The following is a 17,272-nucleotide window of genomic DNA, read 5'->3' as shown; positions in this document are numbered from 1 at the left end:
CTCCGTGCCGGAAGCCCTGCTCTCGCGCGGTGGTCCCTGCGGTAGCCTCACCACCCGCTGCGGGTCGGTGTGTGACCCCCGCGCGCATCTTCCGGCGTCGCCATCTCGGCGCGGATGCCGAGCAGTCGCACGGGCCTGTCGGGCGCGATCTTCGCAACCAGGGCCATGGCCTCGGCCGTGACGATCGAGGTATCCGTCGTCGCCGACACCTTCCGCGTGAACGTCTTCGTCAGGAACGGCGCGTAGCGCACCTTCAGTCCCAGTCCGACGACAGGTCGCGCATCGGCCGCGACATCCGCCAGCACCTGGGCGAGCAGTAAGCGTGCCGCATCCTCGATCTCCTCGCGTGCCTCGAGGTCCTGCTGAAAGGTCGTTTCGCGGGAGTGCCCGCGCGGCACATAGGGGGTGTCGTCCACTGTCGCCGAACCTTCGCCCCGCCCCAGTTGCGCGTACCAGGGACCGATCCGCGGACCGAATTCACGGGCGAGCGCGCCCTCGTCCGCGCGGGCCAGTTCGGCGATGGTTCGGATGCCGAGGGTCGCGAGCCGCTTCGAGATCTTCGACCCGATGCCCCACATCTCGAGGGTCGGGCGCTCTCCCATGACGTCGAGCCAGTTCGTCGCGGTGAGCCGGAAGACACCGCGAGGTTTGCCGAAGCCGGTCGCGACCTTAGCGCGCACAAGCGTGTCACCGATGCCGACGCTGCAGTGCAGCTTGGTTCGCGTGAGAACGGCGGTCTGGATGCGCCGTGCAAACCCCTCCGGATCATCGGTCGTCACTCCGACAAACGCCTCATCCCAGCCCAGAACCTGCACGACCGCGCCGGGCTGACCGCGTACTACCGCCATGACCTGCGCGGAGGCGGCGTCATACGCCTCGCGATCCACGGGCAGAATCACCGCGTCCGGAGCTTTCCGGGCGGCGATCCGCAGCGGCATCCCGGATCCCACTCCCAGCTCGCGCGCCTCATACGAAGCGGTCGACACGACCGCGCGCTCGGTTGGGTCGCCGCGCCCGCCCACGATGACCTGCCTGCCCGCCAGTTCCGGGTGCCGCAGCACTTCGACCGCTGCGATGAACTGGTCGAGGTCGACATGGAGGACCCACGGTGCGCCGCTCATGCAGCTAGTGTGCGCGGTGTCGCAGGTGCATGGCTAGGCTCACGGCATGCACCGCATCTTCACCACCGCCGTATCGGCGGTGTACCCGCACTACGTAGCGAAGGCCAAGCGCAAGGGACACACGCAGGGCGAGGTCGACGAAGTCATCGAGTGGCTGACGGGGTTCGACAAGCCGACCCTCGAACGACACCTCGCCGACGGGACGACCTTCGAGCAGTTCTTCACCGAGGCCACGCTCAACCCGAATGCTGCCCTGATCACGGGGACCATCTGCGGCGTGCGTGTCCAAGAAGTGGAGGATCCTCTTATGCAAAAGATCCGCTATCTCGACCTGCTCGTCGATGAGGTCGCGCGCGGCAAGAAGATGGAGAAGATCCTGCGTCGCGAGTAGCCGCTTGCGGGGCCGACGCCCTTGCTAGCTGCTCAGTACCAGCCGACCGACTGCGATTGCGACCAGGCGCCACACGGGGTGCCGTAGCGACCCGAGATGTAGCCCAGACCCCAGGAGATCTGCGTCGCCGGGTTGGTCTGCCAGTCAGCACCGGCCGAAGCCATCTTGCTCCCCGGGAGGGCCTGCGGAATACCGGTTGCACCACTCGAGCGGTTGTATGCCTGGTAATTCCAGCCGGACTCCTTGTTCCAGAGCGAGACGAGGCAGGAGAACTGGTCGTCGCCCCAGCCGCGTGCGGCAAGCATCCCGCGCGCGGTCGCTTGCGCCTCCGCGGCGCTCGTGCCGCTCTGGGCGAGCGCCGGTGCGCCACCGGACGACGCACGGGGAGCTGTCTGCTTGGCGGCTGCGGCAGCAGCGGCGGCCTCTTCGGCCGCGACGCGCGCGGCTTCGGCGGCGGCGGCTTCTTCGGCCGCCTTCTTCGCAACGGCCGCCTCGAGGCTGCCGCGCAAACCGGCGACACGTTCGTTGACCGGCGTGACGAGTTCGTTCACGTCGGAGATCAGCCCCAGCACCAACGGGGCAGGCAGCATGTCAGCACCCTCGAGGCGATCGGCGGCCTTCTCGAGCGCAGCAGTGTCGACGCTGGTGTCGGGCTCGCCCACGTCGAGGCCTGATGCCTGGATGTCCGACGTCACCGCGGTGGCCGCCGAAATCGAGGTATCTGCCGCGGCAAGAGCTTCGCGCATCTCGGAGGAGCCCTCATCCGTGCCTGTCGCCGTGAGGATCGGCGTTGTCGCAACGGACGTCGTGAACGAGGCACGAGTCATCGTCAGCGTCGAGTCCGACCGGTCGGAGACCGACGACGCCTCAGCTTGCACCGAGGGAACGGTCGAAAATGCGAGGGCCCCGACGAGCGCGACAGCGAGTCCGGACGTGATGAGGGCGGGGCGGCGGCGTGCTCTGCGAGCGCTTTGCTCGGCGAGTCGGCGGGTGCGGCGGGCAGGCAAAGAAGTCGAGGCAGAGCGCATGAAGACCAGTTCCGTATCGGTGAGCAGCGCCCTCGGGCGGGCGCGTCGCATCCGCACCTGCGGACACAAAGCAACGACTTTGGCACACCCCACCTGGGTGCTTCCGGTACGTTCCCTGGACGCCCGGTGAGAACGGGCTTCCAAAAAAGGCCAGATGGCGGGTGTTCGCGGGCTCAGAACGAGGCGGTTGGGCGATCTCTGCCTGCCCTACGGCGGCGAAAACGCCCGTGATGGCGGTCGTTCCGCTCAGGATGGTCGGGTAGTCCGACGACGTGTCCACGATCGTGCCGTTCGCGCCGAGCGTCTCGACGTCGATGCCGGCGAGATCGAAGACGTAGTCGGCGTTCGGGTTCTCGAGAAAGACGACGTACCACCACGTTGTCGGGTGGTACGACGTGCGACCGAGAGTGGATTCCACGACGACGAGGTCTTCAGCCGCGGTCGCAGGGTCGACGGCATGCTCGTCAGCGCGATGAGCGCCACGACGAAGCCGGCGAGCAGAACGAAACCCGAGAACCAGGTGACGAAGGCCACGAACGCCATGACCAGACCGATCAGCGCTAGGACGAGACCGATGATCGCGAGCGTCTTCGGTCGCGATCCGGGCTGGGGAGCGGCGCCGTCAACGGGAGGCGGCAGGTAGCCACCCCCATAGGCTGCCGCGGGCGGTACGCCAGGGTAGGGCTGCACAAGTGGCGCCCCCGCGGGAACACCTTCTGGCGCGGCGCCCGGGTAGACCGGTGCTGCGTCGGGGTAGCCGCCAGGGAAAGAGCCTCCCGGATACGACGCCGCCGCGTAGGGCGGAAGAGGCGGAACGGATGTCGGGGGCGCGGGGTGCTGCAGAGCGTGTTGATCGCCCGCCAGATCGGGTGATTGCTCGCCGGGCTGCTCGAGGGTCTGCTCCGGAGTGACCTCGGACGCGGGCTCGCCGATGCCGTTCGGATCGCGCGGATCTGACATGAAATTCTCCTCGGGAGCCGGCGCTGGGCACTCGGTCCGGTCGTCGGGCGGAGAAAGCCCTGACTAGCGGATGCGATCGGGGAACGACTCCCGAATTCGACGCCCCGCCCGCTGCCACAATCGGCGCATGCACGGACCTCGAATCAAACGAAGTGACCGTGCCAGACATTCGCGGCCTCGGCGGGGGAGCGCGACGTACGCTGGGCGGGTGTCTGCACCATCCACGCCGTCCACACCGCAGAACGCGCGATCGCAGCTGATGGCGTTGACCGAGGTCATCGCGGCCGGCCGGTTCGATCCGCACATCGCCGCCCGCTTCGGGCCTCCCGTCGATGACGCTCGGGCCGCGGCCGTCCTTATCTTGTTCGGTGTTCTCGATTCGCTGCCCAGCGATCACCGGGCTCACGCGACAGCGGTCTCGCGCGACCTCGACGTTCTGCTCCTCGCCCGCGCGCTCACGCTGCGGGCGCATCCGGGCCAGGTCGCTTTTCCGGGCGGGAGGGTCGATCCGGGCGACGACGGACCCGTCGCGGCGGCCCTGCGCGAGGCTCAAGAAGAGACAGGACTGGACCCGGCGGGGGTCGAGGTGCTCGGATCGCTCGGCACCATCCCGCTCGCCTTCTCGCGGCACGCGGTGACTCCCGTGCTGGCTTGGTGGAAACATCCGTCGCCCGTGCGGGCCGTCGATCAGGCCGAGTCCGCGGACGTCTTCCGAGCTCCCGTGGCGGACCTCCTGAACCCCGCGAATCGGGGCACGACGGTGATCCGCCGCGATGGGCAGGAGTGGCGCGGACCCGGATTCCTCGTGCAGCACGCAACCGGAAACCACCTGGTCTGGGGCTTCACCGGGATGTTGCTCGACGGGCTGTTCGACCTTCTCGGCTGGACCGAACCGTGGGATGACTCCCACGAACTGCGGCTGGTCCTCTGACGAGGAAGGGGCTGGTGGTGTCGGCGCGACAGCCGCGACGAGGTGCGCGTTCCGATGCCGGATGAGTCGTCGCAGGTACGGCACCAGAATCAGCCTCTCGACGAGTGTCCCGAAGGCGGGAACCCCGAAGGTGGGGGAACCGACCGTGAGCGTGTCGAGCATCACCGTGCGGGAACCTCCGAGCGAAAAACATGCTCGTGACGAAACGACCGAAACGGGCCACGTGTCTGCTCGTCCATGAAGCGGTCCGGGTCGCCACGGTGAAGCTGCTGGGCACGGTTCGATCCTCGCAGAGGCCGGAACATCGGACGTCGAACGACGGTGGTCAGTCGACGAGCCGCCGGGTTTGCGCCCGGGCCAGGACCCACGCGACCACCCACCCCATCATGCGCCAGCCGACGAGCAGCACCAGCAGAGTGACCGCCGCGACGATGATGAACGCGAGCGCAGTGCCCTGCCCGCTGACGGCGCGGAGCACCATCCCGCCGATGACCGTGATGATCCACATGCCCAGCCCTGTCCGGACGGGCGCGAACGGCCGGCGCCATGCCAGCGTGATGAGCCAGCCCGCCACCAGGGCAACGAGGAACGGCCACGACGTCTCGAGCAGGCCGCCTCCTCCCGGACCGAACACCCCCTCATCGTGACTCGCCCGACCGATGGCGGCGAACACGACGACGAGAAGAACATCGGCGATGAACGCCAGTACGACGTGACGATTCATGTGGCACTCCTGTGACTGCTGAGAAAGTTCCACACCCAGCATCCCACTCGAAGACGCTGGCCTTGATGGCGCGACGCATGCCAGGATGGGCATGTGGCCGCTGAGCTGCATGTCGTCATTGGAGCCGGCCCCGTCGGTGTAGCCGTCGCGCACAGACTCGCCCGTGACGGCCGCCGCGTTCGTCTCATCACGCGCTCCGGCTCCGGGCCCGAGCATCCGCTCATTCAGCGGATCGCGGCAGACGCTTCCGACGCGGTCGCCCTGGCGATCGTCGCGAAACGGGCAACCGTCATCTACAACTGCGCGAACCCCGACTTGTGTCCGCAGTGGAAGCGTGTCTGGCCGCCCCTGGCCGCATCCATCCTGCGCGCCGCGGAATCGTCCGGTGCCGTGCTGGTCATCCTTGGAAACCTCTACGGCTACGGCCCCGTGACCGTGCCGATGACCCGCGACATGCCGCTCAGACCCACTGACCCCAAAGGAACTCTGCGGGCGCGCATGTGGGAAGAGGTGCTCGCGTCCCACGAAGCCGGTCGGGTGAGGGCGACCGAGGCCCGCGCGTCGGATTACATCGGCCCGACCGCCCGGGCCCGTAGCTCGGTGCTCGCCTTCTATGCGAACGCGGCCCTCGCCGACCGCATGGCCTGGGTCTTCGCAGACCCTGATCAGCCGCACGCCTGGACGGCCGTCGACGACATCGCAGCGACTCTCATCACGCTCGGCGCAGACCGTCGCGCGTGGGGCTCACCGTGGCTCGTGCCATCGAGCGTCCCGCTTTCGACGCGGGAGGTCTTGAGTCAACTCGCCCGAGTCGCCGGTGCCGACGAACCGCGATTGCGACGCGTCCCGCGCGGCCTCCTGCATACCGCGGGCGTTGTCTCGCCGACCTTGCGAGAACTCGCGGGCGTCCTTTACCAATTCGATGCACCCTTCGCCGTGGACGCGAGCGCGACGACCGAGACCCTCGGCCTGACCGCGTCCCCGTGGCGGAAGGTCCTGGCCCGTACCGCGCCCATCTGGCGCGAGCGGGCGCTCGTCTCCCGCACCGCCTGACGCGCAGCCCGCTCTACTAGCGGGGCGAGTCGTGTTCCGCAACCCCGGAACAGATGCGGCTAGGCGTCCGTACCGTGGCTGACGCCGGACACAACCGGTCGTGGCGGACGTCCTGTTCCGCCGACCGCATCGCCGCAATCGAGACGACGGAGAACCCATGTCACGAGACCAGTACACCCTGACCGATCCCGCGAAGCTGTACGCGGGCATCGAGCCCGAAAAGCAGAAGATGTCGGAGCCCGGATTGGATGCCGAGCTCACCGACAAAGCCGACCTTGGCGAAGAGACCTACCGTGGCACCGGGCGACTGGCCGGTCGTAAGGCTCTCATCACGGGCGCGGACTCGGGAATCGGGGCCGCCACCGCGATCGCGTTCGCGCGCGAGGGAGCGGATGTCGCCATGTCGTACCTGCCCGAAGAGAATCAGGATGCCGACCGCATCGCCGCAATCCTCACCGAGGCCGGCGCGAATGTCGTGCAGTTGCCCGGCGACCTCCGTGACCCGGCTTACTGCCGTGATCTTGTCGCGCAGTCGGTCGAGAAGCTCGGAGGCCTCGACATCCTCGTGAACAACGGCGGCAAGCAAGTCGCCGTCGAAGACCTCGCGGACGTCACCGACGAGCAGTTCGACGACACCTTCAAGACGAACGTCTACGCAATGTTCTGGATCACGAAGGCCGCGCTGCAGCACCTGAAGCCGGGCGCGACCATCATCAACACGACGTCGATCCAGGCGTACTCTCCGTCCGAGAAGCTCGTCGACTATGCCTCGACGAAGGCGACGATCAACAACTTCACCAAGGGCCTGTCGCAGCAGCTTGCACCGAAGGGCATCCGCGTGAACGCGGTCGCACCAGGCCCGATCTGGACGCCGCTGCAGCCGAGCGGCGGCCAGCCGCAGGAGGCGCTCCCGACGTTCGGCGAGCAGACGCCGCTCGGACGCATGGGCCAGCCGGCCGAGCTGGCACCCGCGTACGTATTCCTGGCGTCGGCCGAATCGAGCTACGTCATCGGCGAGACCCTCAACGTCAACGGTGGCATGCCGACGCCGTAAGGTCCGCCCCGCGCTGAACGGACGCGACACGCCGCACCCTCTCCGGGTGACGCGGCGTGTCGCGTCCGTTCGTGTGAGGGGGCGAGCGCCGTCGCTCCGGGAGCGTGCCTCTAGGATCGGGACGAGGCGCTCCGGCGCCTGCGCCCAGTCCCGATCACTTCGGGTGGGCCGTCGCACTGAGGAGCCACGTGAACGACACCGACGCCCGCACGACCTGGGTGCTCGTCGATGGCGAGAACATCGACGCGACGCTCGGCGGGTCCATCCTCGGACGCCGCCCACAGCCGGACGAGCGCCCTCGCTGGGACCGCCTCCTCGACTTCGCCGAGCGCCAGTGGGCACAGTCGGCCCGCGGGGTGTTCTTCCTGAACGCCTCGATGGGCATCCCGATGCCTTTCGTCCAGGCGCTGAAAGCCATGGACTACATCGTCGTGCCGTTGTCGGGTTCGCCCGACGAGAAGGTCGTCGACATCGCCATCCAACGCACCTTGCAGGCGCTGCTCGCTCGCCCGGAAGACGTGATGCTCGTCAGCCACGACGGCGACTTCTTGCACGACCTCGGAGCTCTGCTCGCGGCCGATCGCCGCGTCGGTGTCGCCGCGTTCTCGGAGTTCCGCAACGCCGGCTTCGGCACCCTCGCGAGTCTCGAGAAGTTCGATCTCGAATACGACGCACACGTCTTCGACGCGCCGCTCCCGCGCATCCGGGTCATCCCGATCGACGAATTCGACCCCACCGACTTCCTGCGCTGAGCCCGCGACGACAGCGGGTGGCGGCGAGCCTCGACGCAGTGTCAGGATGAGCAGCACACCCATACCCGGAAGGCGTGCCATGGTTGCGTTCGCATACGGTCGTCGAGCTGTATCTCGTCGGCCTGGAGAATGAACGTCCCTCACCGGGCGTTGTCGACGCGCTCGCGGAGGTCCTCGACGCGGGGCTCGTTCGCTTGCTCGATCTGGTGCTGATCTCGCGTGACGAGCACGGCACTCTCACGGTTGTCGAGATCGTGGACGAGGCGGACGACTACGGGTTCGAGGGAGTCTAGCTCGCCGTGGTCGGCATCGTCGGTGAAGAAGACATCGCCGAGCTCTCGGAACTCGTCGAACCCGGAACGTCCGCGGTTCTGCTTGCGCTCGAGGTTGCTCGGGCTCGCCGCCCGCACCTCGGTCGCCGCCGGCACTGCCTCGGCCGTCAGCGGTGCGATGTCCGGCCGCCAGCAGCACCGCGCGCAAGACCAATACGAGCAGGAGCAGCACCGCGCCGCGCAGCAGCAGGCCCACATTGACACGGCCGCGCAGGCCGCCGCCGCGCAAGCTGCAACTCAAGCGCCCGCCGCGCCGGCGCCCGCTCCCGCCTTCGATCTCGTCGGCGAGGTGCAGAAGCTCGCCGCGCTGAAGGATGCCGGAGTCCTGAGCGACGACGAGTTCCGGGCCGCGAAGGCGAAACTCCTCGCGTGAGCCCTGGGTAAACTCTTCGGTTCCCACTGTCGATGCGCTCGGCGCATCCGAGGACCACGAACTCGAGAAGAACGACGAGAGGCGACGATGTCGGACACCACACCAACGAACGTTCCCGCAGGCTGGTACCCCGACCCGACGGATGCGTCGTGGCAGCGGTGGTGGGACGGCACCGGGTGGACGGAGCACGCGGCACCCGCGGCATCCGCATCTGTTCCGCAGACCGCGGGCGCCCCGTACACCGCTGCGTACCCGCAGGCTCCCGCCGTACCGACCGCGCCGCTTCGCACCGACATCCAGACCAACACCGTCTGGATCTGGCTCGTCGTGCTCCTCCCGCTCGTGACGCTGCCGACGATCTTCCTGATCGACTGGCGCGGATATCTCGAGTCGAGCATGGATATGTCGTCGCTCGACACCGCCAACCCGATGCTGCCGTCCATCGGCATGACTCTCGCGTCGCTCGCCCTCAGCGTCGTCGGCTACGTCGTGGTCGGTATCGGCATCCTGTGCGCCTGGCTCGACTGGCGCGAACTGAAGCGTCGCGGCATCCAGAAGCCGTTCCACTGGGCGTGGGCGTTCCTGGCACTGGTCATCACGAACGGTGTGTACGTGATCGGACGGGGCGTGATCCTGCGCCGTCAGACCGGCAAAGGATTGGTGCCGGTCTGGGTTTGGATCGCGGTCACGCTTCTGAGCCTGATCGTCGGGGTCGTCTACGCCAGCATGATCATGGGCGAGGTATTCGACCTGATCTTCGAGCAGGCAGGGGAGATGCAGTTCTCGTAACGCCGGTCACTCGACCCGCGCGTGCGCGACGATCAGTCGCGCCGCGGGGTCAGCCTTCGCCGTCGCGACCCGTTGACGACGCGACGGTCTCGCGTGCGCGCACCTCCGCCCGTCGAGTCCGCCCGCGCCGGATCGCCCGGCCAATGGCCCAGACGATCGTGCCCGCAACCGCGATGACGACGATCCAGGGGAGGAGGAAGCCGAGTCCGATCACGATGCCGTTGAGGGTCGCGATCAGCCCGTTCCATCCCGCGACCAGACCGTCGCCGAAACCGGCGGGGTCCGCCTCGACGTTTTCTTGCGCGAGCGTCAGATCGACGCTCAAGCTCGACATCTCGACCTGGCTCTCGAGCATCTCGAGCTGCTGCTGCAGGGACTCCAAGGTCGCCTGCCGCTCGGCGAGCGCCGACTCGGCGGCGATCAGGTCGGCCACAGACGCGCTTTGCGACATCAGCTCGGTCAGACGGGCGACGGATGTCTCGGCTGACGTGATTCGGGCGCGCAGGTCCACCGCCTGCTCGGTCACGTCCTGCCGGGAGATGTTCGACGCCGTCACCTCACCGAGGGATGAGAGTTCGTCCATCATCTCGGTCAGCTGATCGGCGGGCACGCGCACCAGAACCCACGCTCCGTTGGGAGCCGCGGGCATCGTCGTCATGCCGTCGATATCCATCACCATGCCGTTGGTGCCGACGTTCAGGCTCTCGACATATCCGCCGCGTGCCTCCGCAGCATCCGCAACTGCCGCCGCGGAGGTGCCGATGTCGTCTACGCGCATGCTGAGCGACCCCGACGCGATCAGTTCACGAACACCGGATGCATCGGACTCGGCCGGTGCGCCGCCGCCCTCGATCGTGGCGCCGTCCACGGCGCTGCCGGCGATCATGCTGCCGTCTGCTCGCGCGCCGTCCACGTACTCGGGTACGAGGGCCATATCGCCGTCCTGAACCTGGCCGATGGCGGGCTGGCCGGCTTCGTCCGCCGCGCCAGAGAATCCGCCCGATCCGCCGCCAAGTGAGGGGCCGACGATCGCGGCGGCGGCGACGACGACGGTAGCGGCCGCTCCGACACCGGCCCACACCCGTCCGCGCCGGGCGCGGCGTCGTTGCCGGTCTGCGGCGATGTCTGCGAATACCGCAGTCTCGATCCGCTTGAGCGTCTCGTTGCTGATCTCGGGCAGCGCGTCGGCGCCCGAAGCATCCTGCGTGGTGTTCATGTCGTCTCTCCGATGGCCGTCCGCATGCGCGTGCGGATTCGCGAGAGACGATTGCGGACCACACCGTGTGCAACACCGAGCTCGTCGGCGGCGGCCTGGTAGGCGTATCCACCCGATGCGCACAGAACGAAGATCTCGCGATCGAGCGGTGACAACCCTTCGACCTCACGCATGATGCGCTCGGCCACCTCGGCGTCGATGATCTGCTGCTCGACATCGATCGTGTCGGGCAGGTTCTCATCGGCCACGGCGCCCGAGTGCTCACGCTCGCGCCTGCGGGCACGCATCCGATTCGCCGCCTGGAAGCGGCAGATCGTGCTGAGCCACGGCAGTAGCGAATCACTCGCCAGCTCGAGCGAGGGCAGCTTCCGCCATGCCACCACGAACGTCTCCTGGGTTACGTCCTCGGCGTCGGAAGCATCCTGCAGCAGCCGATGCGCGATCCAGTACACGGGCTTCGCGTACGCCGCGTAGAGGGCGCGAAAAGCGTGCTCGCTGCCCGCGGCGGCCTGTGCCACCAGCATCCTGTCGCTCACGTCCACCATCCCGCCACTCGGCCCGCGCTGTACGGTGTCTTCGGCGCACCGCCCCACCCCAGGGTGGTGCGGTTGCCGCTCATTGTCTCTCACCCTGCAGGTGTCGACATCGGACCGATCGTCTCAGACCAGTTTGGCGCGCAGTAGGCTTGCCGATGCGAGAGGGAGTATCCCGACAGCGCACATCCGTCATCACGGGTCCCGACGACGCGGCCCCGGGTGTGTGCCGCCCGGCACGATCCGGACGAGGGAGAGACTTTCGTCTTCGACTGACCTTCCCTCCCTTTTGAAAGGCCCTCATGGACCTGGAACTTCCCCTGTGGTTCGAGATCGGCTCGCTCGTCGTGCTGACGCTGATCTTGGCCGCTGACCTGCTGCTGATTCTCAAGCGCCCGCACATCCCCTCGACACGCGAATCGACGCTCTGGGTCGTCTTCTACGTCACTCTCGCGCTGATCTTCGCGGGGTTGATGTGGATCTTCGCGGGGGGCGAGTTCGCGGGGCAGTTCGTGGCCGGATGGCTGACCGAATACAGCCTGTCGATCGATAACCTGTTCGTGTTCGTGCTGATCATGAGCCAATTCTCGGTGCCACGCCGCTACCAGCAGGAAGTGCTGATGGTGGGCATCATCATCGCGCTCGTGCTGCGCGGCGCGTTCATCCTGGTCGGCGCCGCCGTGATCGAGAACTTCAGCCCGATCTTCTACATCTTCGGCGCGTTCCTCGTCTGGACCGCGATTCGCCAGGCATTCCCGGGCGACCATGGCGAAGAGGTCAAGCGTGAGAACTTCATCGTGCGGATGCTCCGCCGCACGATCGACATCAGCGACGAGTACGACGGCAAGAAGGTCCGCACCGTGATCAACGGTAAGAAGATGTGGACGCCGATGATCATCGTGTTCGCAGCGATTGGCGTGACTGATCTGCTGTTCGCGATCGACTCGATCCCCGCGATTTTTGGTATCACGACGAGTCCGTTCATCGTGTTCACCGCGAACATTTTCGCGCTGATGGGCCTTCGCCAGCTCTACTTCCTGCTCGGCGACCTGCTCGACCGCCTGCGCTACCTGCACTACGGCATCGCGTTCATCCTCGCGTTCATCGGCGTGAAGCTTGTTCTGCAAGCGATGCACGTCAACGAACTGCCCTTCATCAACGGAGGCGAGCCCATCGAGTGGGCGCCGGAAATCTCGACGTGGACGTCGCTCGGAGTGATCGTGGCATCCATGGTTGTCGCGACCGTGGCGAGCCTCATCGCCTCCGCACGCAACCGCAACGCGGCCGGTGCAGGGGAATCGCCGGATGCCGCGGAAACCGCTGTCGCCGACGCCCCCGCCGGTACGCCGACCGCGGCGGCCGCCGTCGTCGCGGACGAAAAGGGCACACCGCCGACCGTCGAGCAGCCACCGGCGCCCGACGCGCGCTGATCCTCGAACCGGCACATTCGTCGCTAACCGGCACAGGATCCGTAGCGGTTGGCGACGGATGTGCCGGTTCGGAGGTGCACGGGCATCACGCGCGCGACGCCGAGCGTCGGCCGCGCGGTGGTAGCCTGGCCGGATGCTGATCGCTCGCCTTCTCCTTAGCGGCCGCGACGAGTCCTAGTTCCAGGCCTCACTCGTCGCGGAGTCTGTCGCGGGCTTGATCACCCTCACAGGAGAGAACGACTGATATGAGCACCCCCGAATCCACGTTCACCGCGTCCAGCACGGCGGAACCATCCGCAGCGCAGATCGCCGCACGCATGCCCGATGCCCCGCGCACCCTGGCCGAGAAGGTCTGGGACGACCATCTCGTCGTCAAGGGCGACAACGGCGAACCCGACCTGATCTACATCGACCTGCACCTGGTGCACGAGGTCACGAGCCCCCAGGCCTTCGACGGCCTGCGCGCGGAGGGCCGCCCGCTGCGCCGCCTCGATCTGACGATCGCGACCGAGGATCACAACACGCCGACGCTGGACATCGACAAACCGATCGCGGACCTCACCAGCCGCACGCAGATCGAGACCCTGCGCCGCAACGCCGAGGAGTTCGGCGTGCGTCTGCACTCGCTCGGCGACAAGGAACAGGGCATCGTGCACGTCGTCGGTCCGCAGCTGGGCCTGACGATGCCGGGCATCACGGTCGTCTGCGGTGACTCGCACACGAGCACCCACGGCGCGTTCGGTGCGATGGCCTTCGGTATCGGCACGAGCGAGGTCGAGCACGTCATGGCGACCCAGACGCTGCCGCTGAAGCCCTTCAAGACGATGGCGATCACGGTCGAGGGTGACCTGAAGCCCGGTGTGACCGCGAAGGACATCATCCTCGCGATCATCGCGAAGATCGGTGCCAACGGAGGCCAGGGCTATGTGCTCGAGTACCGGGGCAGCGCCATCCGTTCCCTCTCCATGGAGGGCCGGATGACGATCTGCAACATGTCGATCGAAGCCGGCGCGCGCGCGGGCATGGTCGCGCCCGACGAGACGACCTTCGCGTACGTCCAGGGTCGCGACCACGCGCCGCAGGGTCAGGACTGGGAGGATGCCGTCGCTTACTGGCGCACGCTTCCGTCCGACGAGGGCGCCGTCTACGACGCAGAGGTCTTCCTCGACGCGAACGAACTCGAACCCTTCGTGACGTGGGGCACCAACCCCGGTCAGGGCGTCTCGCTGAGCGACGTCGTGCCCACGCCCGCAGACATCGCTGACCCCAACGAGCGTGCCGCCGCCGAGCGGGCGCTGGAGTACATGGATCTGAAGGCCGGAACGCGGATGAAGGATGTCCCGGTCGACGCCGTCTTCATGGGCTCCTGCACGAACAGCCGCATCGAGGACCTGCGCGCCTTCGCATCCATCATCGAGGGACGCAAGAAGGCCGAAGGCGTCCGCGTCATGGTCGTGCCCGGCTCCGCGCGCGTGCGGCTCGAGGCCGAGGCCGAGGGCCTCGACAAGATCATCACGGACTTCGGCGCCGAGTGGCGGTTCGCCGGGTGCTCGATGTGCCTCGGCATGAACCCCGACCAGCTCGCGCCGGGGGAGCGGTGCGCCTCGACGAGCAACCGCAACTTCGAGGGACGTCAGGGCAAGGGCGGACGCACGCACCTCGTTTCGCCCCTCGTCGCGGCGGCCACCGCCATTCGCGGCACGCTGTCGAGCCCGAGCGATCTTGTTGACGAAGTGCGCGAAGCCGACGTGATCGCCGACGAAGACACACCGATTTACGCGCGCGTCGAGGCGGGGGAGATCTGACATGGACAAGTTCGCAACCCACACGGGCATCGCCGCGCCGCTGCGCCGTTCCGCCGTCGACACCGACCAGATCATCCCGGCCGTGTATCTGAAGCGCGTCACCAAGACCGGCTTCGAGGACGCACTGTTCGCGTCCTGGCGCCAGGACCCCGAGTTCGTGCTCAACCAGCCCGCGTATCTGGGAGCATCCGTCCTCGTCACAGGACCCGACTTCGGTACCGGATCGAGCCGCGAGCACGCCGTCTGGGCGCTCCGCGACTTCGGCTTCACGGTTGTTCTGAGCCCCCGTTTCGCCGACATCTTCCGCGGCAACGCCGGAAAACAAGGCCTCCTCACAGGTGTGGTCTCCGAGGCCGACGTCGAGCGGATCTGGGCGGTTATCGAAGCCAATCCCGGTGTGCAGATGACGGTGGATCTCGAGGCGCGCGAGGTCGTGATCGCCGATATCCGGGTTCCGTTCGAGATCGATGATTACACTAGGTGGCGTCTCATGGAGGGGCTCGATGACATCGGGCTGACCCTTCGGAACGAAGACAAGATCGCCGCCTACGAAGCGCGACGCGAATCCTGGAGGCCACGCACTTTACCGGTGCCGCCGCTTCCCGCACAGTAAGGCTGCACCGCATGACGACACTCCTGAACGACACGGCGGGCAACAAGAAGTCGGGGCCAGGACGGAGCGCGAAAGTGAGTGCAGAGGTCCTGGCGATCCGCGGTGGTCGTCCACTACGGGGAACGATCGAGGTCAAGGGCGCGAAGAACCTCGTCACCAAGGCGATGGTGGCGGCGCTTCTCGGCGAGACCCCCAGCATCCTGCGGGACGTTCCCGAACTGAGCGACGTCGCGGTGGTCCGCTCGCTTCTCGAGGTGCACGGCGTCACGGTGACGGATGGCGAAGAGCCCGGCAGCCTCGTTTTCGACCCCAGCGGCGCGGCATCGGCTCACTTCGAAGAGATCGACGCGCACGCCGGTGCCTCACGCATCCCGATCCTGTTCTGTGGGCCGCTGCTGCACCTGCTCGGCGAGGCGCTGATTCCGGACCTCGGCGGATGCCGCATCGGTGACCGACCGATCAACTTCCACATGGATGCACTTCGCGCGTTCGGGGCGATCGTCGACAAGAGCTACGAGGGCATCCGCATCACGGCGCCGAACGGGCTGCACGGTGCGAACATCGAGCTCCCGTACCCGAGCGTCGGCGCGACGGAGCAGGTGCTGCTCACCGCTGTCAAGGCCAAGGGCATCACCGAGCTCAAGAACGCTGCCATCGAGCCCGAGATCATGGATCTGATCGCGGTGCTGCAGAAGATGGGCGCGATCATCTCGTACGAACCCAACCGCGTGATCCTGATCGAGGGTGTCGAGTCGCTGCGCGGCTACGACCACCGCTCGATCTTCGACCGCAACGAGGCCGTCTCGTGGGCCTGTGCCGCTCTCGCAACAGATGGCGAGATCTTCGTCGCGGGCGCGAAGCAGCAGGACCTGCTCACGTTCCTCAACGTCTTCCGCAAGGCCGGCGGATGGTTCGACATCCGCGAAGACGGCATCCTGTTCCGCCGTGACGGATCGATCAAGCCGGTCATCGTCGAGACGGACGTGCACCCCGGATACATGACCGACTGGCAGCAGCCTCTGATCGTGGCGCTGACCCAGGCCGAGGGAGAGTCGACGGTGCACGAGACGGTGTATGAGAACCGTCTCGGCTTCACGCAGGCGCTGGTCAAGATGGGCGCCGACATCGTCGTGCACCCCCACGGTCTTGAAGGCGGCGCGCGTCGCGTGCCCCGTCGTGAGCTCGAGCAGGCCGCCGTGATCAACGGTCCCACGCCGCTGACCGGCGCCGAGATCGAAGTGCCCGACCTGCGCGGAGGGTTCTCATACGTTGTCGCTGCGCTGGCAGCCCAGGGCGAATCCCGCGTGTCGGGCGTCGGCATCATCAGTCGGGGTTACGAGAAGTTCTTCGACAAGCTCACCGCGCTCGGCGCCGACTTCGACATCGTCGGGTGACCCGGTGAGCCGGACCCGCCGCATCTCTCCCGAGAAGTCCCGACCGAGCGTCTTCTGGCTGCTCGGCGGAATACTCGTGCCGGTGACCAAGTACTTCGCGCGCATCCGGATCCGCGGCGCGGAGAAGATCCCCACCGAGGGGTCGTTCGTCCTCGCCCCCAACCACTACAGCGAGTTCGATCCGGTTATCGTGTCCGTCTCTGTCTGGATGATCGGCCGTGCGCCCCGGTTCCTGGTCAAAGAGAGTCTGTTCCGCGTTCCCGTCCTCGGCTGGGCGCTGACCGCTACCGGCATGGTTCCCGTGCAGCGCCAGTCCACGTCCACCTCGGCCCGTGACACGCTCTCGGGTGCGGAGCGGCTCGCGACGACGGGCAGCAGCGTGGTCGTCTATCCCGAGGGCACACTCACGCGCGATCCCGACCTCTGGCCGATGCGCGGCAAGACGGGTGCGGTGCGTCTGGCGCTCGATTCCGGCGCCCCGCTCATCCCGATGGCGCACTGGGGAGCGCAGGAGATCATGCCGCGTTACGGCAAGAAGCTGAGCTTTTGGCCGCCGCGTAAGCCCGTGGACGTGCTCGTCGGCGATCCGATCGATCTCTCCGACTTCGCGGGCCGCGAGCACCATCCGGCGGCTCTCGTGGAAGCGACCGATCGCCTGATGAACGCGATCGCGTCGCTGCTGGAAGAGTTGCGCGACGAGAAAGCGCCGCCCGTTCGCTGGAACCCGGCCACGCACGCGCAGAAAGAGACGGGTCGCTTTGAGTCGTAAAGCT

At 67.2% G+C, this 17,272-nt stretch carries 19 protein-coding genes; 13 read left to right on the top strand and 6 right to left on the bottom strand.

Annotation, left to right across the window (positions count from 1 at the left end; all coding sequences use genetic code 11):
- Nucleotides 1–47: 47 nt before the first annotated feature.
- Nucleotides 48–1,121, bottom strand: a complete 1,074-nt coding sequence (locus ACT9TC_RS01655) for a DNA polymerase IV (protein ID WP_458041726.1) — start codon at nt 1,119–1,121, stop codon at nt 48–50.
- A gap of 46 nt (nt 1,122–1,167) precedes the next feature.
- Between ACT9TC_RS01655 and ACT9TC_RS01650 the strand changes: the two genes are divergently transcribed.
- The gene (locus ACT9TC_RS01650; protein WP_458041725.1) at nt 1,168–1,512 is read left to right on the top strand and encodes a DUF2200 domain-containing protein; all 345 of its coding nucleotides are present in this window, start codon (nt 1,168–1,170) and stop codon (nt 1,510–1,512) included.
- A 32-nt stretch (nt 1,513–1,544) separates the two neighbouring features.
- Here the strand turns inward: ACT9TC_RS01650 and ACT9TC_RS01645 are convergent, their stop codons facing one another.
- Together ACT9TC_RS01645 and ACT9TC_RS01640 are read right to left on the bottom strand one after the other, a co-directional pair.
- The gene (locus tag ACT9TC_RS01645) at nt 1,545–2,591 is read right to left on the bottom strand and encodes an aggregation-promoting factor C-terminal-like domain-containing protein (RefSeq protein WP_458041724.1); all 1,047 of its coding nucleotides are present in this window, start codon (nt 2,589–2,591) and stop codon (nt 1,545–1,547) included.
- A 195-nt stretch (nt 2,592–2,786) separates the two neighbouring features.
- Nucleotides 2,787–3,500: a hypothetical protein gene (locus ACT9TC_RS01640; protein ID WP_458041723.1), complete on the bottom strand. Its 714-nt coding sequence runs from the start codon at nt 3,498–3,500 to the stop codon at nt 2,787–2,789.
- A gap of 259 nt (nt 3,501–3,759) precedes the next feature.
- Here ACT9TC_RS01640 and ACT9TC_RS01635 point away from each other — a divergent pair, with 259 nt between their 5' ends.
- Nucleotides 3,760–4,431 carry an NUDIX hydrolase gene (locus ACT9TC_RS01635; RefSeq protein ID WP_458042981.1) on the top strand — a complete coding sequence of 224 codons (672 nt, stop codon included), beginning with the start codon at nt 3,760–3,762 and terminating at the stop codon, nt 4,429–4,431.
- A gap of 325 nt (nt 4,432–4,756) precedes the next feature.
- Here the strand turns inward: ACT9TC_RS01635 and ACT9TC_RS01630 are convergent, their stop codons facing one another.
- Nucleotides 4,757–5,155 (bottom strand): DUF3054 domain-containing protein, encoded by a 399-nt coding sequence (locus tag ACT9TC_RS01630; protein ID WP_458041722.1) that lies wholly within the window; start codon nt 5,153–5,155, stop codon nt 4,757–4,759.
- A gap of 93 nt (nt 5,156–5,248) precedes the next feature.
- Here ACT9TC_RS01630 and ACT9TC_RS01625 point away from each other — a divergent pair, with 93 nt between their 5' ends.
- The 6 genes from ACT9TC_RS01625 (at nt 5,249) to ACT9TC_RS01600 (ending at nt 9,508) form a co-directional block, all read left to right on the top strand.
- A complete protein-coding gene (locus tag ACT9TC_RS01625) occupies nt 5,249–6,208 on the top strand; it encodes an NAD-dependent epimerase/dehydratase family protein (RefSeq protein ID WP_458041721.1) in 960 nt (319 codons plus the stop codon).
- A 157-nt stretch (nt 6,209–6,365) separates the two neighbouring features.
- Nucleotides 6,366–7,262, top strand: a complete 897-nt coding sequence (locus ACT9TC_RS01620) for an SDR family oxidoreductase (RefSeq protein WP_458041720.1) — start codon at nt 6,366–6,368, stop codon at nt 7,260–7,262.
- 188 nt (nt 7,263–7,450) lie between these two features.
- Nucleotides 7,451–8,014, top strand: a complete 564-nt coding sequence (locus ACT9TC_RS01615) for an NYN domain-containing protein (protein WP_458041719.1) — start codon at nt 7,451–7,453, stop codon at nt 8,012–8,014.
- Between the two features lie 74 nt (nt 8,015–8,088).
- Nucleotides 8,089–8,307: a DUF6325 family protein gene (locus ACT9TC_RS01610; RefSeq protein ID WP_458041718.1), complete on the top strand. Its 219-nt coding sequence runs from the start codon at nt 8,089–8,091 to the stop codon at nt 8,305–8,307.
- Between the two features lie 22 nt (nt 8,308–8,329).
- Entirely contained in the window at nt 8,330–8,719 is a 390-nt protein-coding gene (locus ACT9TC_RS01605; protein WP_458041717.1) for an SHOCT domain-containing protein, read from the top strand.
- Nucleotides 8,720–8,806: 87 nt separating this feature from the next.
- Nucleotides 8,807–9,508, top strand: coding sequence for a DUF2510 domain-containing protein (locus ACT9TC_RS01600; RefSeq protein ID WP_458041716.1), 702 nt, complete (start codon nt 8,807–8,809; stop codon nt 9,506–9,508).
- 49 nt (nt 9,509–9,557) lie between these two features.
- Here the strand turns inward: ACT9TC_RS01600 and ACT9TC_RS01595 are convergent, their stop codons facing one another.
- Both ACT9TC_RS01595 and ACT9TC_RS01590 read right to left on the bottom strand, forming a co-directional pair.
- On the bottom strand, nt 9,558–10,724 hold the full coding sequence (locus ACT9TC_RS01595) for a DUF4349 domain-containing protein (RefSeq protein ID WP_458041715.1): 1,167 nt from the start codon (nt 10,722–10,724) through the stop codon (nt 9,558–9,560).
- Nucleotides 10,721–11,269, bottom strand: a complete 549-nt coding sequence (locus ACT9TC_RS01590) for an RNA polymerase sigma factor (protein ID WP_458041714.1) — start codon at nt 11,267–11,269, stop codon at nt 10,721–10,723. Before ACT9TC_RS01590 ends, ACT9TC_RS01595 begins: the two co-directional genes overlap by 4 nt.
- Before the next feature lie 290 nt (nt 11,270–11,559).
- Between ACT9TC_RS01590 and ACT9TC_RS01585 the strand changes: the two genes are divergently transcribed.
- From ACT9TC_RS01585 to ACT9TC_RS01565, 5 genes are all read left to right on the top strand, one after another.
- Entirely contained in the window at nt 11,560–12,687 is a 1,128-nt protein-coding gene (locus tag ACT9TC_RS01585) for a TerC family protein (protein ID WP_458041713.1), read from the top strand.
- A 317-nt stretch (nt 12,688–13,004) separates the two neighbouring features.
- Nucleotides 13,005–14,492, top strand: coding sequence for a 3-isopropylmalate dehydratase large subunit (gene leuC / locus ACT9TC_RS01580; RefSeq protein WP_458042980.1), 1,488 nt, complete (start codon nt 13,005–13,007; stop codon nt 14,490–14,492).
- Nucleotide 14,493: 1 nt separating this feature from the next.
- On the top strand, nt 14,494–15,105 hold the full coding sequence (gene leuD, locus ACT9TC_RS01575) for a 3-isopropylmalate dehydratase small subunit (RefSeq protein WP_458041712.1): 612 nt from the start codon (nt 14,494–14,496) through the stop codon (nt 15,103–15,105).
- Between the two features lie 11 nt (nt 15,106–15,116).
- Nucleotides 15,117–16,499, top strand: coding sequence for a UDP-N-acetylglucosamine 1-carboxyvinyltransferase (gene murA / locus ACT9TC_RS01570; RefSeq protein ID WP_458041711.1), 1,383 nt, complete (start codon nt 15,117–15,119; stop codon nt 16,497–16,499).
- Between the two features lie 4 nt (nt 16,500–16,503).
- Complete coding sequence (locus ACT9TC_RS01565; RefSeq protein WP_458041710.1) at nt 16,504–17,268, top strand: lysophospholipid acyltransferase family protein; 765 nt, start codon at nt 16,504–16,506, stop codon at nt 17,266–17,268.
- Nucleotides 17,269–17,272 lie beyond the last annotated feature (4 nt).

The sequence above is a fragment of the Microbacterium sp. HM-570 genome, from assembly GCF_054165885.1.
This window is presented reverse-complemented; position numbering and strand designations above follow the sequence as displayed.